Annotated in this window: 20 protein-coding genes and 1 pseudogene; 6 read left to right on the top strand and 15 right to left on the bottom strand. The window is 72.4% G+C overall.

The features are described 5' to 3' along the window. Window positions 1-28: 28 nt before the first annotated feature. From ACIHFE_RS21215 to ACIHFE_RS21175, 9 genes are all read right to left on the bottom strand, one after another. Window positions 29-2,662, bottom strand: coding sequence for a DUF6185 family protein (locus ACIHFE_RS21215; RefSeq protein ID WP_400108735.1), 2,634 nt, complete (start codon window positions 2,660-2,662; stop codon window positions 29-31). Window positions 2,663-2,683: 21 nt separating this feature from the next. Beyond that, window positions 2,684-3,079 carry a hypothetical protein gene (locus ACIHFE_RS21210; protein ID WP_400108734.1) on the bottom strand — a complete coding sequence of 132 codons (396 nt, stop codon included), beginning with the start codon at window positions 3,077-3,079 and terminating at the stop codon, window positions 2,684-2,686. 97 nt (window positions 3,080-3,176) lie between these two features. Then, window positions 3,177-3,935, bottom strand: coding sequence for a 3-hydroxybutyrate dehydrogenase (locus tag ACIHFE_RS21205; RefSeq protein ID WP_400108733.1), 759 nt, complete (start codon window positions 3,933-3,935; stop codon window positions 3,177-3,179). Next, entirely contained in the window at window positions 3,932-4,486 is a 555-nt protein-coding gene (locus ACIHFE_RS21200; RefSeq protein WP_400108732.1) for a GNAT family N-acetyltransferase, read from the bottom strand. Before ACIHFE_RS21200 ends, ACIHFE_RS21205 begins: the two co-directional genes overlap by 4 nt. 40 nt (window positions 4,487-4,526) lie before the next feature. Then, window positions 4,527-5,351 (bottom strand): MerR family transcriptional regulator, encoded by an 825-nt coding sequence (locus ACIHFE_RS21195; RefSeq protein WP_400108731.1) that lies wholly within the window; start codon window positions 5,349-5,351, stop codon window positions 4,527-4,529. 74 nt (window positions 5,352-5,425) lie between these two features. Then, window positions 5,426-7,108, bottom strand: a complete 1,683-nt coding sequence (gene nirD / locus ACIHFE_RS21190; RefSeq protein ID WP_400108730.1) for a nitrite reductase small subunit NirD — start codon at window positions 7,106-7,108, stop codon at window positions 5,426-5,428. Continuing rightward, entirely contained in the window at window positions 7,105-9,624 is a 2,520-nt protein-coding gene (gene nirB / locus ACIHFE_RS21185) for a nitrite reductase large subunit NirB (protein ID WP_400108729.1), read from the bottom strand. Before nirB ends, nirD begins: the two co-directional genes overlap by 4 nt. After that, window positions 9,621-10,829 carry an NAD(P)/FAD-dependent oxidoreductase gene (locus ACIHFE_RS21180; RefSeq protein ID WP_400108728.1) on the bottom strand — a complete coding sequence of 403 codons (1,209 nt, stop codon included), beginning with the start codon at window positions 10,827-10,829 and terminating at the stop codon, window positions 9,621-9,623. The genes nirB and ACIHFE_RS21180 overlap by 4 nt, the downstream gene beginning before the upstream one ends. Continuing rightward, on the bottom strand, window positions 10,826-12,925 hold the full coding sequence (locus tag ACIHFE_RS21175; protein WP_400108727.1) for a molybdopterin oxidoreductase family protein: 2,100 nt from the start codon (window positions 12,923-12,925) through the stop codon (window positions 10,826-10,828). Before ACIHFE_RS21175 ends, ACIHFE_RS21180 begins: the two co-directional genes overlap by 4 nt. 191 nt (window positions 12,926-13,116) lie before the next feature. On the opposite strand from ACIHFE_RS21175, the gene ACIHFE_RS21170 reads away from it, so the two are divergent. Then, window positions 13,117-14,241, top strand: a complete 1,125-nt coding sequence (locus tag ACIHFE_RS21170) for a uroporphyrinogen-III synthase (protein WP_400108726.1) — start codon at window positions 13,117-13,119, stop codon at window positions 14,239-14,241. Next, window positions 14,238-14,897: pseudogene (locus ACIHFE_RS21165) on the top strand (sirohydrochlorin chelatase); the annotation flags it as partial. The gene ACIHFE_RS21170 and the pseudogene ACIHFE_RS21165, both read left to right, overlap by 4 nt. A 68-nt stretch (window positions 14,898-14,965) precedes the next feature. Here ACIHFE_RS21165 and ACIHFE_RS21160 read toward each other — a convergent pair. The 3 genes from ACIHFE_RS21160 to ACIHFE_RS21150 form a co-directional block, all read right to left on the bottom strand. Next, on the bottom strand, window positions 14,966-15,553 hold the full coding sequence (locus tag ACIHFE_RS21160; RefSeq protein WP_400108725.1) for a 50S ribosomal protein L25/general stress protein Ctc: 588 nt from the start codon (window positions 15,551-15,553) through the stop codon (window positions 14,966-14,968). Window positions 15,554-15,656: 103 nt separating this feature from the next. Further along, window positions 15,657-16,481, bottom strand: a complete 825-nt coding sequence (locus ACIHFE_RS21155; protein ID WP_400108724.1) for a chitosanase — start codon at window positions 16,479-16,481, stop codon at window positions 15,657-15,659. A 49-nt stretch (window positions 16,482-16,530) separates the two neighbouring features. Then, complete coding sequence (locus tag ACIHFE_RS21150) at window positions 16,531-17,508, bottom strand: helix-turn-helix domain-containing protein (protein ID WP_400108723.1); 978 nt, start codon at window positions 17,506-17,508, stop codon at window positions 16,531-16,533. A 132-nt stretch (window positions 17,509-17,640) separates the two neighbouring features. On the opposite strand from ACIHFE_RS21150, the gene ACIHFE_RS21145 reads away from it, so the two are divergent. Together ACIHFE_RS21145 and ACIHFE_RS21140 are read left to right on the top strand one after the other, a co-directional pair. Then, a complete protein-coding gene (locus ACIHFE_RS21145) occupies window positions 17,641-18,396 on the top strand; it encodes a G1 family glutamic endopeptidase (protein ID WP_400108722.1) in 756 nt (251 codons plus the stop codon). Between the two features lie 102 nt (window positions 18,397-18,498). Then, the gene (locus tag ACIHFE_RS21140) at window positions 18,499-18,888 is read left to right on the top strand and encodes a hypothetical protein (RefSeq protein ID WP_400108721.1); all 390 of its coding nucleotides are present in this window, start codon (window positions 18,499-18,501) and stop codon (window positions 18,886-18,888) included. Between the two features lie 64 nt (window positions 18,889-18,952). Here ACIHFE_RS21140 and ACIHFE_RS21135 read toward each other — a convergent pair whose 3' ends face one another. Next, a complete protein-coding gene (locus ACIHFE_RS21135; RefSeq protein WP_400108720.1) occupies window positions 18,953-19,822 on the bottom strand; it encodes a class II glutamine amidotransferase in 870 nt (289 codons plus the stop codon). A gap of 292 nt (window positions 19,823-20,114) precedes the next feature. Further along, complete coding sequence (locus ACIHFE_RS21130; protein WP_400108719.1) at window positions 20,115-20,348, bottom strand: hypothetical protein; 234 nt, start codon at window positions 20,346-20,348, stop codon at window positions 20,115-20,117. Between the two features lie 202 nt (window positions 20,349-20,550). On the opposite strand from ACIHFE_RS21130, the gene ACIHFE_RS21125 reads away from it, so the two are divergent. Beyond that, a complete protein-coding gene (locus ACIHFE_RS21125; RefSeq protein ID WP_400108718.1) occupies window positions 20,551-21,963 on the top strand; it encodes an alpha/beta hydrolase family protein in 1,413 nt (470 codons plus the stop codon). On the opposite strand, the gene ACIHFE_RS21120 is transcribed toward ACIHFE_RS21125, so the two are convergent. Next, a complete protein-coding gene (locus tag ACIHFE_RS21120; protein WP_400108717.1) occupies window positions 21,903-22,955 on the bottom strand; it encodes an ETX/MTX2 family pore-forming toxin in 1,053 nt (350 codons plus the stop codon). The genes ACIHFE_RS21125 and ACIHFE_RS21120 overlap by 61 nt on opposite strands. Window positions 22,956-23,221: 266 nt before the next feature. Here ACIHFE_RS21120 and ACIHFE_RS21115 point away from each other — a divergent pair, with 266 nt between their 5' ends. After that, on the top strand, window positions 23,222-24,637 hold the full coding sequence (locus tag ACIHFE_RS21115) for a M14 family zinc carboxypeptidase (protein WP_400108716.1): 1,416 nt from the start codon (window positions 23,222-23,224) through the stop codon (window positions 24,635-24,637). Window positions 24,638-24,646: the final 9 nt, after the last annotated feature.

The raw sequence follows: 24,646 nt of genomic DNA, 5'->3' as shown, positions 1-24,646 counted from the left end.
ACCTACCACCGCGGCCCGATCCCGGGCGTCAGGGTTTCAGCCCCCGCAGATTGGGTTCGGAGAAGAACTTCAAGACGGTGAGCACCGCCACCAGTTGGACCAGGATGTAGGCGATCTGCGCGGAGAAGCTTCTGATCTGGTAGATGGACAGCAGCAGACCGACGCGGTTGGGCCAGAAGCGCCGTTCCGAGCGGAAGGTGTCCGCGTCCATGGCCAGGCTGGTGAGGGTGAGCACCAGCAGCATCAGGGAGATTCCGATGGCCACATTGCCGATGCCCTGGTCGGTCAGGAGGTTACCCAGGATGCCCAGCCCGATCAGCAGGGCGTAGGCGGCCACCAGGCTCAGGGCGCGCGCCGGGCCGCGCCGGCCGGGCAGCAGGCGCCAGAGCGCGCCCAGCACCAGGCCCGCGCCCGCCCAGGTGAGTTCCCAGGAGACAAAGGTCCACAGCATGTCGGGCAGGCCGAAGAAGTACTGCTCCTGACGCATCCACACATCCGCCGGCGAGTAGGACAGCCAGACGAAGATCAGGCTGGCGGGCAGGCCGAATCCGGCGGCCAGCACGGCGGCGCGGCGGGCGTTGTCCCACCACTTGGCGTGCGGGCCCCAGCTGAGGGCGACGTCCACCACCGTCACCTCGTTGGGCAGCCAGGCCCGGGTGGCACCGGCTGCGCCGCCCCCGCCCGCCGGCCGCCAGCGGTGCAGCCGGCTGAGTTCCTTCTCCAGCGCGTGCCGGCCGGCGGCGCCCTCGGCATGGGTCTGGTCCGTGCCGTGCAGCAGGCAGATCAGCTCCCGGTAGCGGCGGGCGCGGGCAATGAGGATCTCGCGGCCCGCGTCGGTGATCGACTCGGAGAGCGCCGGATTGCCATGGGCGCCCTCGAAGTGCAGGGTCAGCACCGCCCTGCGCTGTCCCACCGCCAGCAGTCCGTACAGTGCCGCGATGTCCAGCACCAGCCAGATGACGGCCAGCAGCTGGCTGCCCGCGTAGGCGCCCTGGCGCCAGGCCACCACCAGGGCGAAGAACACCGCGAGCAGCAGCCGGTCCAGCGGGGTGGGGCTGGCATAGGGCACCCGCAGCGCCAGGTCCCTGGCCCGGACCACCGCCACGATCCCGATGCCGGTCAGCACCCAGGTGTGGGCGTAGAACCAGGTCGGCAGCTGATAGGCGAAGGAGGCCAGGGACCTGCTCACAAAGGCCAGGTACTGGGTGTGGTAGGCCGGGACGCCTTGGTCGCTCAGCCAGCTGACCCGTTTCCAGGCGCGTTGTACGGCCCACAGGGCCCAGCCCAGGTACAGCAGGGCGATCGCGGCCAGCCAGGCGCCGGCGCCGCGCAGCCGCCAGGGGGCCGCCGGCGCCCGGAGCAGTCCGCCGTCATGGGCCAGCAGCCAGCCCCACTGCATCAGGCCCATCAGCCAGAGCCACAGCAGCGCCATGGCCAGCAGCGCCAGCGCGGTGATGTCGAAGGGCCCCTGGGGGGCGGCGAGTTGCGGGGGGAGGCCGAACAGTCCGGGCACGGCGGCCACCAGCCCGCCGGTCACCGCCACCAGGGACGCGGCCAGCAGCACCGGCCGTCTCGGCCGGGCGGTCCACACCAGGGCCCAGCCCACCAGCACCCCCAGCAGGATGGGCCAGCGGAAGGTGTACTCCAGCCAGTCCGGTGCGGCCGTCATGGCCTTGGTGAGGTCCAGAACCGCCTTGTACAGCAGCAGGACCAGCACACCGAGCGCGGCCTTGAGCACGCCCCAGCGCAGCAGGGCGGTGCTGCTGCTCAGTTCCAGTGGGGTGGCCTCGAGGCCGACTGGCTGCCGGCGGGCTCGAAGGGCGGCGAACACCACCACCGCCGATCCGCCCACCCACCAGGTGGTCATGCCGGCCGCGTTGGTGAGCAGCCATGACTCACTGCTGGAACTGGTCACCGTCCAGACACGCTGCCACGGCGGAATCAGTTGCACCCGAACCGGCTGCCCCGGACCGCGGGAGTGGGTGAGGGGCTCCCAGATCAGTTGTCCCGCAATGTCCTTGCTGGGCCGGGGAGTCACCTTGGTGGCGTCCAGCCCGCCCAGGTCGATCTGGACACGGTCCCAATGGGCGCCGCCCAGAGCGGGTGCCGGGGTGAGCGACAGGCTCCAGTAGTCGCCGCGTACATCGGCCGTCCATGGTCCGAAGGGGTACTGTCCGCCCTGCCGGAACCAGAAGAGCGTGTCATACCGCACCTTCACCCAGGAGCCCTCGGCGGTCACCCGCGGACTCTGTTCCCGCCACTCATCGGTGCGCAGGGCAACCCGCGGCCCCCGCAGCAGACAGCGCATCGCGCGCTGGTAGTCGGGGGATCTCGCGCTGAGCAACAGGTCACTGGCGTAAGGCCAGTTGACGGGCGTCCGGATGGTGAGGGTGCTCGCGGCCCTGGCCACCGAGTGGGCATGGTTGTCCAGGTGGAGTTCGGCCTCCGCGCGGGCGGCGGCGAGCCGGCCGGTGTGGCAGTCCTCGACGGCGCTTGCCGCTGCCCGGGCGGAGCCCGGGGCCCACCAGGCCAGGCCCAGCAACAGCAGGAGGAGACCGGCGAGTACGGGCGCACGGCCGCCGCGGCGCATCAGGTCCGATGCGCCGCGGCGGCCGCTACCGTGGGTGGGCCCCTGGACGGCCCTGGGCACGGTCGTCGTCATGGGGCGGTCCACCGGGCGTCCTCACCGCGAGGTGCCTCCGCCGGCTGGGCATCCGCTGACCGGGCTGCACTGCAGGATCACCTGGTAGGCGTGGCTTTCCGCCGCCTCGCCGGCCGCCCCGGGACGGGCCTTGGCGAAGCGCCACTGCGAGGGCCGGGTGTGCCGGGTGGTCGCCGCCTTCTCGACCTGTATCCGGAGCGTGCGGGCTTCGATGTCATGGGTCTCCACCAGCACCTCGTCGGAGGCGACGGGGAAGTGGTCGTGCAGCAGGCACAGGCCGAACCGGTCGAGGTTTCCGTGCTTCTCCAGTACGGCGACGAGATCGCGCACAAACGGTCCGTCCTGGGGGCCCAGACCCTCCGCGTCCTCGAACCGGGGCAGCGCTCGACGGTCAGCAATAATCGCCCGTTTTCCCATGACTCGCTCCTTAATGTCACATGAATTGCATTTTGAGCGTAAATGGCCGCATATTCACCCGCAATTTGTGTCGGACGGACCGGCTCTCCGGCGCCGTTCAGCCCGCGGTACGGCCGCCGTCGATGACCAGGGAGGTGCCGGTCATGGCCGCGGTGTGCGGGCCGCACAGGAAGACCACCGTCTCGGCGACCTCTTCGGGCTCCACCAGCCGCTTGACGGCCGTCCCCGCCAGCAGCACCTCCGCCAGGACCTGGTCCTCGCCGATGCCGTGGACCCGGGCCTGATCGGCGAGCTGGCCCTCGACCAGCGGGGTGCGCACATAGCCGGGATCGACGCAGTTGGAGGTGACCCCGTGCGGCCCGCCCTCCAGCGCGACCACCTTGGACAGCCCCTCCAGGCCGTGCTTGGCCGCGACATAGGCGCTCTTGTAGGCGGAGGCCCGCAGCCCGTGCACCGAGGAGATATTGACGATCCGGCCCCAGCCCTTGGCGTACATGCCCGGCAGCGCGGCCCGGATGATCCGGAACGGGGCTTCCAGCATCACCCGCAGCAGCAGCGAGAACCGCTCGGGCTCGAACTCCGGCAGCGGGCTGACATGTTGGAGGCCCGCGTTGTTGACCACGATGTCGGCGGTGAGGTCCAGCCCGTCCAGCCGGGGGAGGTCGGACAGGTCGGCGACGATCGCCTCACCGCCGGTGCGGGCGGCGACCTCGGCCGCCGCCTCGGTATTGAGGTCGAGTGCGCGTATATGTGCTCCGGCCTCCGCCAGGCGAAGGGCGATGGCCCGGCCGATGCCGCTGCCCGCCCCGGTGACAAGGGCGGTGCGACCGGTGAGGTCGATGGGGGCCGCGGTCATGAGGGGCTCCCCGCCGCCGCATAGCAGTGGATGGCCACCGTCTGCCGCGGGCTCCACCGCTGCTCGACGGTGGCCAGCCGCTCCCATCCCAGCCGTTCGTAGAGGGCCGCGGCGGCGGTGTCGGAGGCCACCACATCGAGCACCGGATGCAGGCCGCGCAGCCCGGCCTCGCGCACCGCCTGGGCCATCAGCAGGGCGCCGATGCCATAACCCCTGGCCCGGGGGGCGACGAACAACCGGCTGACCACGGCGGTCCGTTCCCGCTCCATACCGTTGCGCGCGCACCACAGCCCGGGGGCGAGGTCACCGTCCCCGCCGCGGGACAGGCTGATATGCCCCACGAGCCGGCCGTCGAGTCCGGCGACCCATGCCCCCAGCGCGGCGGGCGGTGCCAGCCACTCCTCGGGCCGGTCCGGCCAGTTCACCGGATAGCCGTCACCTCGGTGCACCTCGGCGAGGACCCGCACACACTCCGGTACATCATCATCGGTCCGGACGCGGACCGGGCGGTCCGCCCGTCCGCCCGCAACTCCCCAGTTCCCATTCTTCATTGCGCAATGGAAACACGGGCGGGAACGGGCGGACCGGCGGTCAGTCCGCGGCGATCGGCTCCTGCAGCTCCGTCACCCAGCCCGCGGGGTCATCCGGGCACTCCAGATACAACTCCCGGGCGTAGCCGGTGGAGTGGTGACCGCTGGTGGCGATCCAGCGGGCCAGGCTCTGGGCGGTGGTCAGCACCTGGTCCATCGGGCCCCGGTGCACGATGGTGGCGGCCCGGTCGATCGCGGGCAGGTCCACGACCGTGACGGACGGGCCGGTGACAGCGCCGGTGGCGACCGGCATGGCGGCGTGCACCACGATGGTCTCGCCGCCCTCCGGGGAGTCCTCGTAGTAGGCGATGGCCGGGCCGGTCGGGGTCACTCCCGCTTCGTCCAGCCGGCGGCACAGCTCCTGGAACATCGGCGTGATGACCGGGCCGATGTCCTCGGGGCGATAGCCGGCGGCCGGTCCGCTCAGTTCGGCCACCCGGACCGCCGGAATGTGCTTGACCACCACATCGTCGGTGCTCATGCGTCCCTCACTCTCGATCGTCCGGAGCCTCGCCTCGACCTGGGCGAGCCGGGCCGCGGCCGCCGTCATCGCCGCCTCCAGTTCCGCCCGCCGCAGCCGCAGCATGCCGCGCAGTTCCTCGGCGCCGACCTTCTCGTCCAGAATCACCCGGACCTGCTGCAAGGTAAAGCCGAGGTCTTTGAGGGCAATGATGCGGTTGAGCCGGGCGAGTTGGTCGGCCTGGTAGAAGCGGTAGGCGCTGGCCGGGTCGACATGGGCGGGGCGCAGCAGTCCGATGGCGTCGTAATGGCGCAGCATGCGGACCGAGACCCGGCCGTGTCGTGCGAAGTCTCCGATGGTGAACATGGTGTCTCCGAGTTGAGGGCCTCACACGGTGTCATGGTCAAGTGCCCGCTGCACACCGCCGCACCATCGCCTCGCTAGACCCGCGCCGCCAGGCGGCCCTCCCGGTAGACCGTGACCGTGAGCAGGGCGCAGAGCAGATAGAGCGCCAGGAACGCCGCATAGGCTCCGTCGCCGTTGCCGCTGGTGAGGAAGGACTGCCGGAAGGCGAGGTTGATCAGTACGCCGCCGAGTGCGCCGACCGCGCCGGCCAGGCCGATCAGGGCGTTGGTACGGCGGCGTTCGGTGGCCTCGGCGGTGTGCGGGTCGGCGCCGGCCCGGATGGCGGCCAGGGTGCCGGCCCGTTGCAGGGCGGGGATCATGCGGTAGGTGGAGCCGTTGCCGATGCCGCTGAGGACGAACAGGGCGAGGAAGCCTGCGAAGAAGGCGGCCGGCAGCTGGGCGCGGGCGGTGGCCAGGATCAGGCCGGCGGCGGCGGCCATGGCGGCGAAGGCGCAGGCGGTCACCCGGGCGCCGCCGAACCGGTCGGCCCAGGCGCCGCCCAGGGGCCGTACCAGGGAGCCCAGCAGCGGGCCGAGGAAGCTGAGGCAGGCCACCTTGACCGGGGTGTCGAACCGGTCGTGGAACTGCACCTGGAGCACCTGGCCGAAGGCGAAAGAGAAGCCGATGAACGAGCCGAAGGTGCCCAGATAGAGCAGGCACAGCAGCCAGGTGTGCCGGTCACCGGCCACCTCGCGCAGCCGCACGCGTTCGCCGCGGGTGGGCAGGTTGTCCATCCGCCGGGCGGCCAGGGCGGTGGCGAGCACGATCAGCGGGAGGTAGCACAGCGGCAGCAGCCGGGGGTGGCCGGCGCCCGCCGTGGCCAGGACCAGCAGCCCGGCCAGCTGGACCGCGGGCACCCCCAGGTTCCCGCCGCCGGCGTTGATGCCCAGGGCCCGGCCCTTGAGGCGCCGGGGGTAGAAGAGGTTGATATTGGCCATGGAGGAGGCGAAGTTGCCGCCGCCGACGCCGGCCACCGAGGCGGTGAGCAGCAGGGTGGTGTAGGAGACTCCGGGCCGCAGTACAAGGGCCATCAGGGCGGTGGGCAGCAGCAGGAGCAGTCCGCTGACCACCGTCCAGTTGCGGCCGCCGAACCGGGTCACGGCCTGGGTGTAGGGCAGGCGCAGGGCGGCGCCCAGGGCGGTGGGCACGGCGGTGAGGGTGAACTTCCCGGCCGGGTCGATGCCGTACTCGGGCCCGAGGAAGAGCACCAGGACCGACCACATGCTCCAGACGGAGAAGCCGATGTGCTCGGTGAGCACGGACAGCCACAGATTGCGGCGGGCGGTGCGGGCGCCGGTGGCGGCCCAGAAGTCCGGGTCCTCCGGCCGCCATTCGGGCAGGGTGCGGGTGCGCGCCGGTCGCGGCCGGCCGGGTTCGCGGGTGCGCACCGGCCAGGTGCGCAGGGTCCCGGCGGGGGTGTCCTCGTCCAGGCAGGCGCCGGTGCGCAGGTCGTAGGTCTGCTTGTACATGGGGGAGGTGACCACCGGGGTGCCGTCGCGGCTGCCGGTGAGGCCCCGGGAGATCACGCATGCGCCGCTGACCGGGTCCTGGTTGGCCAGGGCGTACAGCCCTCCGTCGGTGTCCCGGAAGAGCGCGACCTGTTCTCCGGCGACCAGCGCGGCCACGCCCCGTCCGGGGGTGAGGTCGCCATAGCGGCAGACGGGGGTCCAGGAGGGGCCGTGGCCGATCTCGACCATGGCGTCGGGTGGGGTGTTCATCGGGCACCTGCCGGGGTGGCGGGGCGGATCTGGCCGCGTTCGGGGAGGAAGCGCACCGAGGGGTCGGGCGTTCCGGGGGCGTTGACGAAGGAGACAAAGCGGCCCAGGCGTTCGGGGTCGGCCAGGGTGGCGGCCCATTCGTCCTGGTATGCGGTGAGGTGGCGGGCGAGTTGGGCGTCCAGTTCGACGGCGATGCCCAGGGCGTCGTCGACGGTCACGGCGCGCAGGTGGGCCAGGCCGCCTTCCAGGCGTTCCAGCCAGGGGGCGGTGCGTTCCAGTGGTTCGGCGGTGCGGATGTAGAACATCAGGAAGCGGTCGATGGTGCGGATCAGGGTGTCCCGGTCGGCCTCGGTGAGCAGCAGGTCGGCGTGGCGGGGGGTGGCGCCGCCGTTGCCGCCGACATAGAGGTTCCAGCCCTTGGCGGTGGCGATGACACCGAAGTCCTTGCTCTGGGCCTCGGCGCATTCCCGGACGCAGCCGGAGACCGCCGCCTTGATCTTGTGGGGTGCGCGCAGTCCCCGGTAGCGCAGTTCCAGTTCGATGGCCAGGGCGGTGGAGTCCTGGACGCCGTAGCGGCACCAGGTCTGTCCCACACAGGACTTGACGGTGCGCAGGGCCTTGCCATAGGCGTGTCCGGATTCGAATCCGGCGTCCACCAGGCGGCGCCAGATGGCGGGCAGCTGGTCGACGGTGGCGCCGAACAGGTCGATGCGCTGGCCGCCGGTGATCTTTGTGTAGAGGCCGAAGTCGCGGGCGACGGCGCCGATGGTGATCAGGCCGTCGGGGGTGATCTCGCCACCGGGGATGCGGGGCACCACCGAATAGGAGCCATTGCGCTGGAGGTTGGCCAGGAAGTGGTCGTTGGTGTCCTGGAGGGCGGCCTGTTCGCCGTCCAGGATGTACGGGCTGTCGCCGAGTCCGGCGAGGATGGAGGCGATGACGGGCTTGCACACCGCACAGCCCTGGCCGGTGCCGTGCTCGGCGAGGAGCCGGCCGAAGGTGGTGATGTTCTTGACCTTGATGATCTCGTAGAGTTCGGCGCGGCTGTGCCGGAAGTGTTCGCACAGGCCGGTTTCGGCCGGGGTGCCGGATTCCCGGACCAGGGCGGCGATGGTCTTCTCGCAACCGCCGCAGCCGGTACCGGCTTTGGTGCATTTCCTGACCGCCGCCACGGTGTGGCAGCCGCCTTCGGTGACCGCCGCGCGGATGGCGGCCTTGCTGACGTTGTGACAGGAGCAGATCACGGCCTCCTCGGGCAGGGGTACGGCCTCGGCGGATCCGCCCCGGGGGAACAGCAGTTGCTCGGCGGGCACCGGCAGCGGGGTGCCGGCGGCGGCCAGCGGGCGCAGGGTGGCATAGGCGGCGGTGTCGCCTACCAGGACGCCGCCCAGCAGCATGCCCTCCGGACTGACGATCAGCTTCTGGTAGATGCCGGACCTGCTGTTGGCGTAGGTGACATCCAGGGCGCCCTCGGTGGTGCCATGGGCGTCGCCGAAGCTGGCCACCTCCACGCCGAGCAGTTTGAGCTGGGTGGCGCCGTCCGCACCGGTGAACTCGCCGGATTCGCCGCACAGTTGGCGGGCCACCGTCTCGGCCATGGCATAGCCGGGGGCCACCAGGCCATGGACCTTGCCGTCGGCGGTGCGGGCGCATTCGCCGATGGCCCAGATGTCCGGGTCGGCGGTGCGGCAGGCGGTGTCGACGAGGATGCCGCCGCGCTCGCCCACCGGCAGGCCGCAGCCGCGGGCCAGGCGGTCCTCGGGCCGGACGCCGGCCGAGAAGACCACCAGTTCGGTGGCCAGCCGGGTGCCGTCGGACAGATGGACGGCCGTCACCTCGCCGTCCGGGCCGGTTTCGATGCGTTCGGCGGCGGCGCCGGTGTGCACGGTGATGCCCTGTTCCTCGACCTTGCGGCGCAGCAGTGCGCCGCCGGCCGGGTCGATCTGGACGGCCATCAGATGGGGTGCGAACTCCACCACCCGGGTGTCCAGGCCCAGGGCGCGCAGGGCTCCGGCGGCCTCCAGGCCCAGCAGTCCGCCGCCGATCACAATGCCGCTGGTGGCGGTGGCGGCCCGGGCTCGGATGGCGGCGGCGTCCTCGGTCGTCCGGTAGGCGTGGCAGCCCCGGGCGTCGTGTCCGGGGACCGGGGGGACAAAGGGGTAGGAGCCGGTGGCCAGGACCAGTGCGTCATAGCCCAGCCGGTGCCCGGCGGCGGTGGTGACGGTGCGGCTGTCCCGGTCGATGTCCACCACCGCGTCGTCCAGCCGCAGCCGGATGCCGTGCTCCTCGAGGAAGCCCGGTGGGCACAGGGTCAGTTCCTCGGCGGCGGTGCCGGTGAACAGCGAGGTGAGGTGGACGCGGTCATAGGCGGGCCGGGGTTCGGCGGCCAGCACGGTCACCTGCCGGCGGGCGGCCGCGGGGTGTTCCTGGAGGGCCTCCAGAAAGCGCTGCCCCACCATGCCGTGGCCGATCAGGACCAGCCGGGAGGGCACGGGCGGTGCGGTGGGCGGGGTCATGGGTGCGCTCCTTGGGTCGGCAGCAGGGTCAAGGGGTCGGCGGGCAGTGGTTCCTGGCGCCGCCACAGGTGGATGAGGTCGGCGGCGGCGGCGATGGCATCGCCCAGCAGCACGGCGCCCAGCAGCCGGTCGCCGTCCAGCACCAGCCGGGTGCAGGTGGACCGGGTGGTGGCGGCCAGGTGCAGCACGTCATGGGGGGCGGCGGGGTCGGCGGCCGGGTCGCCGAAGGCGGCGAGTTCCAGTTCGCCGGTGCTGAGCCGGATGACGCCGGGGGCTCCGGTGCTGCCGGGTGACGGCTCCTCGCCACCGAGGCGGGCCGCCAGGGCGTCGGCCTGGGCCCAGGCCGGGCCGGCCAGGCCGTGGACCACGCCCCGGTGTTCGGCGCAGTCGCCGATGGCGTACACACCGGGTGCGGAGGTGGCCAGCCGGTCGTCGACCACGATGCCCTGCCGCACCCGCAGCCCGGCGGCGCGGGCCAGGCCGGTGCGGGGGCGTACTCCGCAGGCCAGCACCACCAGGTCGGTCTCCAGCCGCCTGCCGTCGGCCAGTTCGACGGCGGTGACCCGGCCGGTGCCGTGCAGGGCGGTGGGCCGGACGCCGAGGTGGCTGGTGACACCGAGCCCGGCCAGGTGGTGGCGCAGCACCCGGGCCGAGTCGGCGTCCAGGTGGCGTTCCATCAACCAGGGGGCGGCCTGCACCAGTTGGGTGGCGGTGCCGCCGGTGGCCAGGGCGTGGGCGAGGCTGACGCCCAGCACTCCGCCGCCCAGGACCACGGCCCGTTCGGCGCGCGCCACGTCGGCGGCCAGGCACCGGCAGTCGGCCAGGGTGCGCAGGGTGTGCACGCCCTCGGCCGGCCGGGTGCCGCGCAGCGGCGGGCGGACCGGGGCGGCGCCGGTGGCCAGCACCAGGACGTCATACGCCGCCGTGCCGCCGTCGGCGGTGCGGAGCGTGGCGGTGGCGGGATCCACCGAGGTCACCACGGTGCCGGTGCGCACCCCGGCGTCCCCATAGGACAGGCCGAGGTCCTCGGCCCGCTGCCGGCCGGTGAGGACCTCGGTGAGCCGGGTGCGGTTGTAGGGGGTGTGGGTTTCGGCTCCGTAGAGGGTCAGCCGGACGGTGCCGGGGGGTGTGCGCGCCAGCAGTTGGCGGGCGAACCGGGCGGCGGCCATTCCGGCGCCGGCCACGGCGATGTGCCGCGTACTCATCGGCTGCCCGCCTCGGTGGCCTTCTCCACGCGTACCGCGCAGACCTTGAACTCCGGCATCTTGGAGTGGGGGTCCAGGGCGGGGTTGGTGACGGTGTTGACCCGGCCCGGCCCGCTCCAGTGGAAGGGCATGAAGACGGTGTCGGGGCGGATGGCGCCGGTGATCCGAGCGGGAGCCAGGGCGCGGCCACGACGGCTGACCACGGCCAGCAGATCGCCTTCCCGGACGTCCAGGCGCTCGGCGAGCCGGGGGTGGAGCTGGACGAACGGGCCGGGGGCGGCCTCGTTGAGCCGGTCGACCCGCCGGGTCTGGGCGCCGCTCTGGTACTGGGCGGTGACCCGTCCGGTGGTCAGGTGCAGCGGGTAGTCGGGGTCGGCCGGCTCGGCCGGCGGCCGGTGGCTGACCTCGGCGAAGCGGGCCCGGCCGTCGGGGGTGGCGAAGCGGTCCAGGAACAGCCTGGGGGTGCCCGGGTGGCCGGGGTCCGGGCAGGGCCAGAAGACGCCGTTCTCGGCCCGGATACGGTCGTAGTCGATACCGGCGTAGTCGGCGGGGCCGCCCGCCGAGGCGCGCCGCAGCTCCTCGAAGACCTCGGCCGGCCGGTCGGAGAAGCCCTGCCCGGTGCCCAGCCGGGCGGCCAGCTCCTTGAGGACATACAGGTCGGTGCGCACCCCCTCGGGCGGCGGCAGGGCGGCCTCCCGGAGGATCACCCTGCCCTCCAGGTTGGTCACGGTGCCGGTCTCCTCGGCCCACTGGGCGACCGGCAGCACCACATCGGCGAGCGCGGCGGTCTCGGAGAGCACCACATCGCTGACGGCCAGGAAGTCCAGGGCCGCCAGGCGGGCGGTGATATGGGCGGCGCGGGGTGCCGAGACAACCGGGTTGGAGCCCATCACCAGCAGGGCCCGCGGCCCTTCGGGGGTGCCCGCGCGGTCCAGCAGCTCATAGGCGGACGGCCCGGGGCCGGGCAGTGACCCGGGGTCCACTCCCCACACTCCGGCGACATGGGCACGGGCCTGCGGGTCGGTCAGCGAGCGGTAGCCGGGCAACTGGTCGGCCTTCTGGCCGTGTTCCCGGCCGCCCTGCCCATTGCCCTGGCCGGTCAGACAGCCATAGCCGCTGCCCGGGCGCCCGGCCTTGCCGGTGGCCAGACAGAGGTTGATCCAGGCACGGACGGTGTCGGTGCCCTTGCTGTGCTGCTCGCTGCCCCGGGCGGTGAGCACCATGCCGGTGGCGGCAGTGGCGAACATCCGTGCCGCCTGCCGCAGTTGGGACACCGGCACTCCGGTGATCTCCTCGACCCGCTCGGGCCAGTGCGCCATGGCCGCGGCCCGGGCTCCCTCGAAGCCGGTGGTGCGGCTGTCGATGAACTCCCGGTCCACCAGCCCTTCGGCGATCACCACCTGCAACAGGCCCAGGGCCAGCGCCAGATCGGTGCCCGGCACCGGGCGCAGGTGCAGGTCGGCCTGTTCGGCGGTGCGGGTCCGGCGCGGGTCGATCACGATCAGCCGGCCGCCGTTCTCCCGCATACCGGTGAAGTACCGCAGCGCGGGCGGCATGGTCTCGGCCGGGTTGCCGCCGGCCAGGATCACACAGCCGGTGGTGGCGATGTCCGCCAGTGGAAAGGGCAGTCCCCGGTCCAGGCCGAAGGCGGCCCGGCTGGCGGCGGCCGCCGACGCCATACAGAACCGCCCGTTGTAGTCGATGCTGGGGGTGCGCAGCACCACCCGGGCGAACTTGCCCAGCAGATAGGCCTTTTCATTGGTCAGTCCCCCGCCGCCGAACACCCCCGCCGCCTGCGGCCCGTACCGCTCGACGGTCCGGCCAAGGCCCTCCGCCACCCGGTCCAGCGCCTGTTCCCAGGAGGTCTCCACCAGTTGGTGCCCCTGGCGGACCAAGGGCGCGGTCAGCCGGGCGGCGTGGGCCAGCACGGCGGCGGCGGACTGGCCCTTGCCGCACAGCGCCCCCTTGTTGACCGGGAAGCCGGGGCGTTCGCCGACCGTCACCAGGGGCGCGCCGGGCGGGGCGGCGGGCACCGGGTGCAGGCGCATGCCGCATTGCAGGGCGCAGTAGGGGCAGTGGGTGTCGGTCGCGGTCATGGGCCCAGCGTCCATGCGATCAGTTTCGGCCCCGGGTCGGCTCCATTGCGGCCGCGCCACCAAACCTTCACCACCCGCCGGGTGGCCGGGTGATGTCCGCGCCACCCGTTCGTAACCTGGCGCGCCCGTCGCTGACTTCGAGCTGACCTGGACGCAATTTCCCGGCAACACGGCCGGGAGAACCTGCCGGTATGCGAACGTCCGCCCTTCATATCCGGCCGCTGACCGGCTTCACCGTCGCGGTGACGGCGGCCCGCCGCCGCGAGGAGATGGTGGCGCTGCTGGAACGCCGGGGCGCCGAGGTGTTCCAGGCGCCCGCCCTGCGCATGGTGCCGCTGAGCGACGACACCGCGCTGCGCCGGGCCACCGAGCGCTGCCTGACCGCCCCGCTGGACTTTGTCATCGCCACCACCGGGGTGGGCTGGCGCGGCTGGATGAGCGCCGCCGAGGGCTGGGGGGCGGCGGAGGCACTGCTGGCCGCCTTCCGGCCGGCCGCCGTGATCAGCCGGGGCCCCAAGGCCACCGGTGCGGTCCGGGCCAGCGGCCTGGCCGAGGCCTTCTCCCCCGCCACCGAGGCCACCGATGAGCTGCTGTCCTGGCTGCTCACCCGGGACCTGCGCGGCCGGCGGGTGGCGGTGCAGGAACATGGCGCGCCGCTGGAGCGGCTGGTGGCCGCGCTGCGGGAGCGGGGCGCGGAGGTGGTGGAGGTTCCGGTCTACCGGTGGGGTCCGCCGGAGGATCCGCAGGCGCTGCACCGTCTGGTGCGGGCGGCCGTCCGGCGCGAGGTGCACGCCCTCGCCTTCACCAGCGCCCCGGCGGCGGTGGCCGTACTGGAGGCCGCGGCCGCCCTGGGATGCCGGGAGCGGCTGCTGGAGGCGGCGGCCGCCGAGGTGCCGGTGTGCTGTGTGGGTCCGCTGTGCGCACAGCCCTGGCGGGAGGCGGGCGTCGCGGTGCACTGCCCCGAGCGGGGCCGGCTGGGCGCCCTGGTCCGTACCGTGGAACAGGTGCTCTCCCGGCACGGGCGCCGTGAACTGCCGTCCGGAGTGGGCGACTTGGTGCTGCAGGGCAACGCGCTGCTGGGCCCCGGCGACCCGGTGCTGCTGTCCCCGCTGCAGGCCGCCGTGCTGCGGGCGCTGACCGAACGGCCCGGCCGGGTGCTCAGCCGGGCCGAACTGCTGCGCCGGGCCTGGCCGGAGGGCGGGGCCGACGGGCACGCGGTGGAGGTGTCCATCGCCCGGTTGCGCAAGGCACTGGGCCCGCGGGCCGGGTTGATCCGTACGGTGCCCAAGCGCGGCTACTGTCTGGCGGCCCGGTGACGGCCGGCGAGCCGCCGGTGCTGCTGGCGGCCGTCCATGGCACCCGCGATCCGGCGGGCATGGCGGAGGTGGACCGGCTGCTGGCAGGGGTACGGGCCGGGCGGCCCGGGCTGCGGGTGCGCCATGGCTGCCTGGGTCCGGCCGAGCCCGCGCTGGGGGACGCGCTGGCCCGGATACCGGGCCCGGTGGTGGTGGTTCCGGTGCTGCTCGGCCCGGGCTATCACGTCCGGACGGACATTCCCGCGGTGCTCGGCAGCTCGGGGCATCCTTGGGTCCGTACCGCCCGCCCGCTGGGCCCCGACCCCCTGCTGGCCGAGGCCCTGGCCGGCCGGCTGCACCAGGCGGGCTTCCGCTCCCGGGGCCCGGCCACGGGTGTGGTGCTGGCCGCCGCCGGGTCCACCGACCCGGCCGCCAACTCCGCCGCCCGGCGGGCCGCCCGGCTGCTCGGCGCCCGCCTGGGCAGCTGGGTCCTGCCGGCCTTTCTGGGCGGCCCCGCACCCCGTCCGGCCGAGGCCGTCGCCCGGCTGCGCCGGGCGGGCCGGGAGCAAGTGGCCCTGGCGCCCTATCTGCTGGCCCCCGGCGACTTCGCGCACCGGGCCGCCGCCGGCAGCGGCGCCGATCTGGCCGGCGCGCCACTGGGCGCGCATCCCTCGGTGGCCCGGCTGATCCTGCGCCGCTATGACGAGGCCCTCGCGCTCGCGGCACCGGGCGTCGCGCCGAGGGGCTACGAGGCCGCGGTCTCCTCGGCCGCGCCCTCGATGGCGGGCGCCTCCGCCTGGGCCGGGACGACCTGGAGCAGTGCCGTTTCCCCGTCGACGGCCAGCGACACCCCGGCCGGCAGTGCCACATCCCGGGCGCGCACCGTGTGACCAGCGTCCAGGCCCTCCACGGAGATGGTGACCGATTCGGGGATGTGGGTGGCCTCGGCCTCGACCTGGAGGGCGTCCAGCAGATGTTCCAGGATGTTGCCTCCCGGGGCCAGCGCGCCCTCGGTGTGCACCGGCAGGTCGACGGTGACCCGCTCGCCCTTGCGCACGGCCAGGAAGTCGGTGTGGATCAGGAAGCCCTTCAGCGGGTCGCGCTGCACGGCCTTGGGGATGACCAGTTCGCGGTTGCCCTCGATATCCAGATTGATCAGGACATTGGGGGTCTTCAGGGCCATCATCAGCGCATGGCCGTCGACCGTCACATGCTTGGGGTCGGCGCCATGACTGTAAATGACACCCGGGACCCGGTTCTCCCGGCGGGTACGGCGCGCGGCGCCCTTCCCGAAGTCGGTCCGCAGTGCGGCGGCCAGCTTTACCTCAGCCATTCCTGCTCTCCTCGTACAACTCGTGGGGCACGACTGGACGTCGGCCAGCCTAACCAGAGACCTCGCCCAGGTACCAACGCCTAACGAAACGAAGGGGCATTGATCACGCCCGTGGTGCGGGCCAGCTGCGGATCTCGTACCAGTCCCCGTAGGTCTGCCACTTCAGCGGCGGCTGGAGGCCGAAGTTGCCCTGTTCCAGGAAGACCCGCTGCTCGGTGTCCACCCGGCTGGTCTCGCCGTGCACCGTCTCGTTCTTGATGGCCACCTTGCGGGCGTCCAGGAAGGCGCCGAGGTAGGCGCGTTCATCGCCGCACCGGTTGGGGCACTTGGCGTTCCGCATCGCGGTGGCGCGGATGGCACGCAGTCCATTGCGGTCATTGCCGTTGCCGTGCATCACCACGGCGTCGAAGTAGATGAACTGGCCCAGCGGGCGCAGTCCGTCCGCCTTGGCCAGCCGGACCGCCGGGTCGAAGTAGACCCGGTCGCGCTCCTCTTCCTGGGCGGCCTGGAAGGCCCGGTCCTTGGCCGCCTGCTTCCAGGCGCGGACGAAGGGGTCGCCCAGCCCTTCGTGGGAGGCGGTGCCATTGACCTTGCGCAGGGCGGGGAGGAAGGGCGCGAGGGGGTTGGCGGGCTTGCGGCGGGTGTAGCGGTCCACCACCTCCAGCATGTCGCCGGTGCCGGAGCAGAAGCCGATGATGCCTCCGGTGTAGCCCTGGCCGTCGCCGATGTCCTGGATGTACTGGTACTGACTGCGCCAGTCCAGGGTGGAGTTCTCGGCGCTGGCGACCAGTTCCATGGCCACCTCCTTGAGCCGCGGGTCGTCCAGGCCGGCCGGCGGCGGCTGGGCGGCGGCGGGCGCGGGCTGGTGCGCGGCGAGGATGACGGCGAAGGCGATGACGGTGTGTTTCAGCACCCGGCGGATATCCATGCGTCGTCCATAACATGAAAAAAGTCGTCATTTATGGGCAACACACGGGTCATAGCAGTCCGGCACGGGCCGCCTGGATGCCGGCCTGGAAGCGGGTCCGGGCGCCCAGGGAGTCCATCAGCTCGCGCACCCAGCGCTGCACGGTGCGCGGCGAGACCCCCAGCTGGCGGGCGATGCTGTCGTCGGTGAAGCCGGCGCAGAGCAGGGTGAGCAGCTCGGTGTGCCGGTCCTTGGGGTCGCGTGCGGGGGTGCGGGGGTCCGGGATCCGTACCGCCCGGTTCCAGTAGGCCTCGAAGGTGCCGGCCAGGGCGTCCAGCAGCGAGGAGGAGCGCATCAGCATCGCGCCGTGCGGCGCGGAGCCGGTGCACAGCGGCAGCATGGCCCAGCGGTCGTCCACCACGGCCAGTTTGCAGGGGAGTTCGGGCAGTACCCGGGCCTGTTCCCCGGCACCGGTGAACTCCCGGATCTCGGCCAGCCGTCCGGGGGCACTGACCGATCCGGCCTCATAGACCACCCGGACACATATGCCCCGGCTCAGCAGCCCCAGTTCCAACTCCGGGTCGGCGCGCACCACATGGGGCGGCTTGTCGAAGAGCAGCACCCGGTGCCGGGCGCCGGCCAGCATCCGGCGCCAGTGGCCGGCGATGACCTCCGGGCCGGTGACCACCTCGACCAGTTCGGCGGCGGGCGGCCGCCGGGCGGTGCGATGGGTGCGCATCAGTTCGCCGATCCGGCCCCGCAGCCGGCACAGTTCGGCCTCCCGGCGCAGCAGCAGTGCCTGGACGGCCAGGTCGGGGGCGATGGCCGACCAGCGGGCGGGCGGCCCTTCGGACCGGTGGAGCAGCCCCCGTTCGGTGAGGGAGCGCAGCAGTTCCCCAGCCCGCCCGGGGGTCAGGGCGAGTTCGGCGGCCAGCGCGGCGACGGTGCTCTCCGGGGCGGCCAGCACGCTCAGATAGGCGGTCTCCTCGGCCTCCGGGACGCCTAGGGCTTCCAGGAGCGCGGCCGGTCGGGAGTCACGGGGAGCCACCCCGTCATCATGTCATGTTCTCGCCATATCGGATTCCGGTCGTGCGCGGCCCATTGAGGGGCCGGGGGCGGCGGGCCGACCATGAGCGCGGCCGATCGGCCTCCACCCCCCACACCCCAGGGAGCGTGCCCCATGGGCATATCCGTCCGCCTTCCTCGGCATATCGGCAGATCCAGAGCCGTCCGGGCGACCGCCACCGTGCTGCTGCTGACCGGCGCCCTGGCACCTGTCGGCGCCGGCACCGCGAGCGCGCATGGCTTCGGCCCGCACTCCTCCCGCATCAAGGACAGCAACTGGGGCGGCTATGTGGCCCAGGGCTCGTTCTCCAGGATCACCGGTTCCTGGGTCGAGCCCCATGCCACCTGCAACACCTCCAACGACCTGTTCGCCCCCTGGGTGGGGCTGGACGGCTATGGCTCGCAGACCGTGGAGCAGACCGGTGTGCAGACCGACTGCTCCAGCGGGTCGCCGGTGCTGTCGGCCTGGTACGAGATGTATCCGGCCGCCCCGGTCTACTGGAACGACCCGGTCTCCGAGGGCGACCACTTCACCGCCTCCGTGATCTCCCAGGGCAATGGCGTCTACACCCTGACCCTCACCGATGACACCAAGGGCTGGACGGAGAGCACCCAGCAGTCCCTGGACGGGCAGAACGCCAGCGCCGAGGCGGTCATCGAGTCGCCGACCCAGAGCTATCCCTCCTTCGACCGGCTGGACTTCTCCGGTGTCACGGTGGACGGCCGGCCCCTGGACGCCGCCGCCCCGCAGTCACTGACCAGCGGCGGCTACTCCCCCGGGGTGCTGCAGAGCGGTTCCTTCGCCATGACGCCCGGCGGCGGACAGCTCCATCTCCCGCACAACGCCCGGCCGCCAAAGATCCGTTACTGACCGGCGGGCGGCGTTAGCCGGGCGGACGGCCAGGGTAGGGAGCGCGGGATTGATCTTGCTTGTGCTCTCTCCGGGCACCTCCGACCGTCAAAGGAGTCATCCGTGTTACCTCGCGCCCTCGCCCTCTCGCTGGCCGCCGTCACGGCCCTCGGCCTGTCGGCCGCCGCCGCTCCGGCCGCCTCGGCGGCGCCGTCGGCCACCTGCCACAAGGGCGATTTCTGCCTGTTCAGCGGCGCCCATCAGACCGGGGAGGTGCTCTACCGGGTCCCGGTGAAGGTGACCCGGACCGGATTCTCGTTCCCCGATGTGGACGCCCTGGAGCCGTTGGTGGCCCCGCGTTCGGCGCACAACCCGCTGCCGGATTCCTTCGGTTGCGTGGTGCGGCTCAATGACAAGCCGCATTTCGCCGGTTCCGAGCAGGAGATCGACGGCTTCGGCGACCGGGAGCTGACCGGCGCTCCGGTGGGCTCCCTCACGGTCGACTGCGGCTGACCGGGGCCGCGTCAGCGGCGGGGCGCCGTCAACGCCCCGCCGTGCCGGTGGAGTTGCCGGGTGCTCAGCGGGCGGTCTGCGAAGCGGCCGCCTGCGGGCGCAGATCGCTGAGGGTGAGCCGGTGCACCGGCTCCTCGGGCAGCGCGATCCGGCCGTTCACGGCCAGGTCCGGCCCGATGTGCAGGAGCTCACCGGGTGCCAGTGGGCGCCAGTGCGGGCTGTCGTCCATCCGCTCGCTGGCGATCACCACCGAGGGGACCGTGGCCAGGTCACCGGAGTGGACCCGCATCCGTCCGGCGGCGCCGCTGTGGTCGAAGTGCCGGTCACCGTGCGGACCGCCGGCCGGGCGCCGGAGCACATGGAGTTCATGGGTGTCCGGATAGCGCAGCGCCCATAGCCCGTCCCGGGTGGCGATGATCAGGTTCAGGGCGTAGACCGGCAGGTTCCGGGCGATCCAGCGGGCGGCGTACTCGATACCGGCCGCCACATCGCCGCCGTGCGCGGCGGTCTCCCGGGTGATCAGGGCGAAGAACCGCTCGGAGTCGGTATCGCCGTGTACCAGGTTCCGGTCCGGGCCGAGCCGGGCGTCCAGCCGGTCCAGCTCCTCGATGACCCCGTTGTGCGCGAACAGCCGGCCGTCCTGCTGGAAGGGGTGGGTGTTGCGGCTGTCCAGGCCACCGGTGGAGGCGTAACGGACATGGGCCAGAAAGGTGGTGGAGGCCACCTGCCGGGCCTCCTGGGCGAAGGCCCGGTCCTGGTAGGCGGCGATGGCCGACTTGTGCACCCGGGGCGTGCCCTCGGGGCCGAAGTAGCCCAGACCGGTCCCGTCCGGGTCACGCCGGCTCTGTTCCCGCAGGCTGTCGGGGGCGTCCAGCAGCCAGAAGGTGGCGCGGGTCCGCTGCGGGCTGCTGCTCAGGGCGAAAAGGCGGCACATCCGGGGCTCCCCTCCTCGATGGGGCTCTGCGGGCATGGGCCCACGCGCCTCACGGTGGGCGGTGCGGGGTGGCTTGGCAAGGGACCGTGTCCTTGCGGACCGGCCCGCGCGGGGTATGCGCCGGCCCCCGCGCCACACGGTGAACCGGGACGCAGGGGCCGGGGTGCCCCATGAGGGGCATGGGTCGGTTGCCTCATGCGGCTCCGCCGCGTGGGCGCGACCGCCCAACGACGGCCAACCGCCCGGAACATGACCGGGGCCATCCCGGCCCGGCGGCGGCCCCCAGGAACCGTCAGCTCTTGGGCCGCTTGACCCAGCCCTTCTTCACCAGTTCGTCGCAGTGCCACTTGGCGTGGGCCGCGCTCTCCCCGTTCTTCTTCGCGGCGTTGACACAGTCCGCGTACGGGAAGGGCGGCTTGTCGCCGCCCACCCGCGGGGTACCCGGGGAGGCGGCGGCCGCCGCCGTGGCGCCCAGGCCGCCGACCGCGAACACCGCCGCGGCCAGGGCGATACCAAACCGATGCACAGCTTCTCCTCTCCACCCTCCGGAGCCCGGTGCTCCGGACGCGTCCGGGCCCGGCCGGGCCCGCCACCGCTCAACGAGTCCGGCCGCCCCGGGCGCCTGGTTGTCACCCGTACGGCGGCGTGCGTCTGCGCTCCGGCGGGGCCGGTGACAGGCTGTTCGGTATGCCGAACTCCCCGTGTTTCCAGCCCAAGGAATGTGAGCCGTGAACATATCCGGCGGTGGCCGTGCCGAGGACCGTGCCACCGCCGCGAGTTCACCCCGCGCCCGGCGCGCCGCGGGCATCCTCGCCGCGGGAACCGCCCTGGCCGTCGCCGCGGCCGCCGCGGCCTGTGCCCCGGACCGGGCCCAGTCGGCCGACCGCCCCGATGCGGCGCTGCCGGCCGTGCGGGTCACCGACCACACCTATGAGGTTCCCCAGCCGCTGGCTCCCGCCGCTCCCGGCAGTCTGATAGCCGCCTCCGAAAAGGGCCCGGCCCCACAGCTGGGCGATGCCCGCCGCTGGACCGTTCTCTACCACTCGGCGACCTCCCGGGGTGCCGACACCGCCGTCAGCGGCACCCTGCTGCTGCCCAATGGCACGCCGCCGACCGGGGGTTGGCCGGTGGTCTCCTGGGCGCATGGCACCACCGGGGTGGCCGACAAATGCGCCCCCTCGCACACCGCGAACCTGGGCTACAACGCCTACGCCCAGGAGCTGCGCGCCCTGGTACGGGCCGGTTACGCGGTGGCGGCCACGGACTACGCGGGGCTGGGAACCCCGGGGATGCACACCTATCTGGTCGGGCCCGACGAGGGCAACGCGGTGGTGGACATCGTCACCGCCGCCCGCAAGCTGCTGCCGGGACTGTCCCCGACCTGGTTCGCCCTCGGCCACTCCCAGGGCGGGCAGGCCGCCCTGTTCGCCGCCAACGCGGCGCACCGGGCGCCCGGTCTGCGGTTCGGCGGCTCGGTGGCCATCGCCCCGGCCAGCCATCTGGAGACCATGCTGCCGGGGGTGATCGCCTCTCATGTGTCCAGCGAACTCTCCTTCGCCCTCTACTCGTTGGCCGGGCTGAGCGCCAGCGACCCATCCGTCGACCTGCGCCGGATGCTGGGGCCGGTGGCCGGCCGGACCGCCGCCCGGGTGCTGGGCGAGTGCCTCAGAAGCAGCTATGGAGTGCTCAAGGGGGTCTCCACCGAGCAGACCCTGCCGTTCAACCGTGAACAACTCGCCGAGCTGGGCGGCAAGATGGGCGCCTATGGCGACCCGGACCGGGCCGCCATCAAGAGCCCGGTGCTGGTCATCCAGGGCGGGGCCGACCAGGATGTGCCGCCGCAGTGGACCGCCGAGGTGGTCGGCCGGCTGCGGGCGCTGGGATCGCCCTCGGTGGTGGATCGCGTCTATCCGGCCGGCGACCACGACCAGGTGCTGGGCGAGTCCATCTGTGACCTGCTGTCCTTCCTGGCGGCGCACGGCGGGCGCCCGGCGGCCGCCTGCACCCCGTACCACACCGATCTGGGCCTGGGCCGCGGGAGCCCGCCCCGTTACCGGGCCCCGCGCGGTTCACTGGCCGTTCAGCGGCCGGGCACGATCACCTTCCTGCCCGAGCCGTTCAAGGGAACCGGGATCGATTGAACGGCGGCGGCGCTGCGCTTCTGCCGGCCGTCGAGCGGTTTCTGGACGGCGTTGACGCTCAGCGAGACGCCCTGGCCTCCGGTGAAGGTGCCGGCGGCGAAGGCGTTGACGCCACCGGCGGTGACCTCATAGCCGGAGGTGTCGGTGATGTGGTGCGCCTGGCAGTCGCGGAAGACCTCCTCGATGGGGATGAACCACAGCCAGTGGTAGTCCCCGTCGTGGTTGAGGTCGACCTTCTCCTCGAACCAGATGGCCACATGGCCGGTGAGGGCGACGGTGGCCGTCCAGTCGATGTCGTACTTCTGGGTGCCGATCACCAGGCTCGCCTCGACCAGCGACTTCGGGGGGATCTTCAGCGGGAGGTCCACGCTCCAGTTCTGGGTCTCCTTGTGGGAGAACTCCTGGGTCGAGGACAGACTCGCCTCGATGGAGGTGGTCTCGCTGACCTTGGCCACCGCGGGGATCTCCGCGGAGACCTCCATCGTCACCCCGATCTTCAGCGACTCGGTCACCGAGATCCGCAGCTCCTGCTCGGTGGTGCGGCTCTGCTTGTAGGTGACCAGCTGCTCCACCGCGGTGCCGTTGCGGTAGTTGGTGGCGACCGAGTTCACCTGCCCGGGAATGGGCGAGGGGGCGTTGGGGTCATAGGTGATTCCGCTGTACTCCGTGCTCACCTGGTACCGGTGATAGGCGCCCAGGGCGCCCTGCTTGCCGTAGTCGGTGGAGGCGGTGAAGCGACAGCCCTTGGATCCGGGGAATCTCTCCCGGGCCATCCACCGCCCCCACTCATCCGTTATCTCCTGGAGCGAGCGGGCGGCCGCCCGCGTACTGCCGGAGTTCCGCGTGGAGTTCTGCCCGGGGTGCTGCACGGAGTTCTGCCGGGCGGGGGCCGCGGCCGCGGGGCCGGCCGTCATCAGGGACACCGGAACGGCCGCCGCCGCACCGAGAGCAGGGGCCAGCGCCAGCAAGCGCCGCCTGGAGACATCACTCATGGAATTCCATACCTCCTTGCGATGGGGGGAATCGCTTGGCGGCAAGCCAATCGGCAATCTCCTGTGAATCCTAGGGACTTTGGTCCTGATAACCCCAACTCCACCAATCCTGTTCAATGTTGCACGATCCACGCCGCCGCCGGTGCGGCGGACGATCCCCCGACACCCCGTCAACTCCGGCCCGGGAGGCGCCGGAACCAGCCTTCCCTTTTTGACATGACCACGGCATCATGCCCGCAAGCCATCCCCCCACGGAAGGTCATCCCATGCCCCGCAAACTGGTGGCACTGGCCGCCGGAGCGACCGCCATGGCTGCCGCCGCCGTGCTCCCGCTGGCGCCGTCCGCCCTGGCCGGGGCCCATGCCCCGCACTCCGCCGTCAGACACACCCCGCAGCGCACCGCGGTCATCTACCGGGTGCCCACCCATCACCCCCAGGACGCCCAGAAGCTGGCCAAGGCCGGCTACGACCTGCTGGAGCGCCGTCAGGGCAACGACCTGTTCGTCCTGGGCGACTGGAACACGGCGGCCGGACTGCGCCGTCTCGGCTTCAGCCCGACCGTGGTCTCCTCGACCAGCAAGCCGCTCCCCCGCCCGGCGACGGCCGTCACCGCCGCCGACAGCGGCACCTACGACGGCGGCTACCACACCGTGGACGCCCATAACGCCCACCTGGACCAGGTCGCCGCACAGCACCCGGACCTGGCCGGGGTGGTCACCTACGGCCAGTCCTGGCTCAAGCAGCGCGGAGCCGGGGGTCATGACCTCAAGGCCATCTGCCTCACCAAGATCAAGCCGGGTGACTGCGCCCTCAACCCCAACTCGGCCAAGCCCCGCTTCTTCCTGATGAGCCAGATCCACGCCCGTGAGCTCACCACCGGCGAGATCTCCTGGCGCTGGATCGACGAGCTGACCCAGGGCTATGGCAGCAACCCGGAGATCACCAAACTGATGGACACCACCGAGATGTGGGTGGTGCCCATCGCCAACCCCGATGGCGTGGACATCGTCGCCCAGGGCGGCAACAACCCCATCTGGCAGCGCAAGAACGCCGATGACGCCAACGGCGGCTCCTGCGGCCTGTTCGGGCAGATCGGCGTGGACCTCAACCGCAACGCGGGCACCCACTGGGGCGGGCTGGGCACCTCCGACCAGCCCTGCAGCGAGGTCTACCTGGGCCCGGCCGCGGACTCCGAGGTGGAGAACTCCGCGCTGGAGGACCTGTTCCGGCAGCTGTACCCGGCGGTGCGCTCCGGCACCGGCGACGGCGACCCGGCCCCGCTGAACACCCGGGGCGTCATGATCACCCTGCACAGCGACGCCAGCATGGTGCTCTTCCCCTGGGCCTCCGACCACACCGTGCACACCGGGAACGACGCCCAACTGCGCGCCATGGCCGGGCAGCTGGGGTCGATCACCGGCTACCAGTCCGGGCAGGCGGGCGAGATCCTCTACGACGCCTCCGGCGGTACCGACGACTGGACCTACGACAAGCTCGGCCTGGCCAGCTTCACCATCGAGGTGGGCGACAACAACGGACGCGGCTGCGACGGATTCACGCCCGCCTACTCCTGCCAGGGCGACTACTTCTGGCCCAAGCTGGAGCCGGCCCTGAGGTATGCCGCACAGCACTCCGCCGCCCCGTACCAGATCACCGCCGGCTCACCGGCACACCGGCACTGAACCAGCCGA

Origin of the sequence: Streptomyces sp. NPDC052396 (assembly GCF_044593195.1) — a bacterium.
GTDB lineage: Bacteria > Actinomycetota > Actinomycetes > Streptomycetales > Streptomycetaceae > Streptomyces.
This window is presented reverse-complemented; position numbering and strand designations above follow the sequence as displayed.

Excerpts from the sequence above, each read along its gene's own strand:
- ACIHFE_RS21115 (WP_400108716.1), top strand. The coding sequence starts at position 23,222 with ATGCCCCGCAAACTGGTGGCACTGGCCGCCGGAGCGACCGCCATGGCT.
- ACIHFE_RS21135 (WP_400108720.1), bottom strand. The coding sequence starts at position 19,822 with ATGTGCCGCCTTTTCGCCCTGAGCAGCAGCCCGCAGCGGACCCGCGCC.
- ACIHFE_RS21120 (WP_400108717.1), bottom strand. The coding sequence starts at position 22,955 with ATGAGTGATGTCTCCAGGCGGCGCTTGCTGGCGCTGGCCCCTGCTCTC.
- ACIHFE_RS21215 (WP_400108735.1), bottom strand. The coding sequence starts at position 2,662 with ATGACGACGACCGTGCCCAGGGCCGTCCAGGGGCCCACCCACGGTAGC.
- ACIHFE_RS21195 (WP_400108731.1), bottom strand. The coding sequence starts at position 5,351 with ATGTTCACCATCGGAGACTTCGCACGACACGGCCGGGTCTCGGTCCGC.
- ACIHFE_RS21175 (WP_400108727.1), bottom strand. The coding sequence starts at position 12,925 with ATGACCGCGACCGACACCCACTGCCCCTACTGCGCCCTGCAATGCGGC.
- ACIHFE_RS21170 (WP_400108726.1), top strand. The coding sequence starts at position 13,117 with ATGCGAACGTCCGCCCTTCATATCCGGCCGCTGACCGGCTTCACCGTC.
- ACIHFE_RS21210 (WP_400108734.1), bottom strand. The coding sequence starts at position 3,079 with ATGGGAAAACGGGCGATTATTGCTGACCGTCGAGCGCTGCCCCGGTTC.
- ACIHFE_RS21200 (WP_400108732.1), bottom strand. The coding sequence starts at position 4,486 with ATGAAGAATGGGAACTGGGGAGTTGCGGGCGGACGGGCGGACCGCCCG.
- nirB (WP_400108729.1), bottom strand. The coding sequence starts at position 9,624 with ATGACCCCGCCCACCGCACCGCCCGTGCCCTCCCGGCTGGTCCTGATC.
- ACIHFE_RS21205 (WP_400108733.1), bottom strand. The coding sequence starts at position 3,935 with ATGACCGCGGCCCCCATCGACCTCACCGGTCGCACCGCCCTTGTCACC.
- ACIHFE_RS21155 (WP_400108724.1), bottom strand. The coding sequence starts at position 16,481 with ATGGATATCCGCCGGGTGCTGAAACACACCGTCATCGCCTTCGCCGTC.
- ACIHFE_RS21145 (WP_400108722.1), top strand. The coding sequence starts at position 17,641 with ATGGGCATATCCGTCCGCCTTCCTCGGCATATCGGCAGATCCAGAGCC.
- ACIHFE_RS21160 (WP_400108725.1), bottom strand. The coding sequence starts at position 15,553 with ATGGCTGAGGTAAAGCTGGCCGCCGCACTGCGGACCGACTTCGGGAAG.
- nirD (WP_400108730.1), bottom strand. The coding sequence starts at position 7,108 with ATGAACACCCCACCCGACGCCATGGTCGAGATCGGCCACGGCCCCTCC.
- ACIHFE_RS21180 (WP_400108728.1), bottom strand. The coding sequence starts at position 10,829 with ATGAGTACGCGGCACATCGCCGTGGCCGGCGCCGGAATGGCCGCCGCC.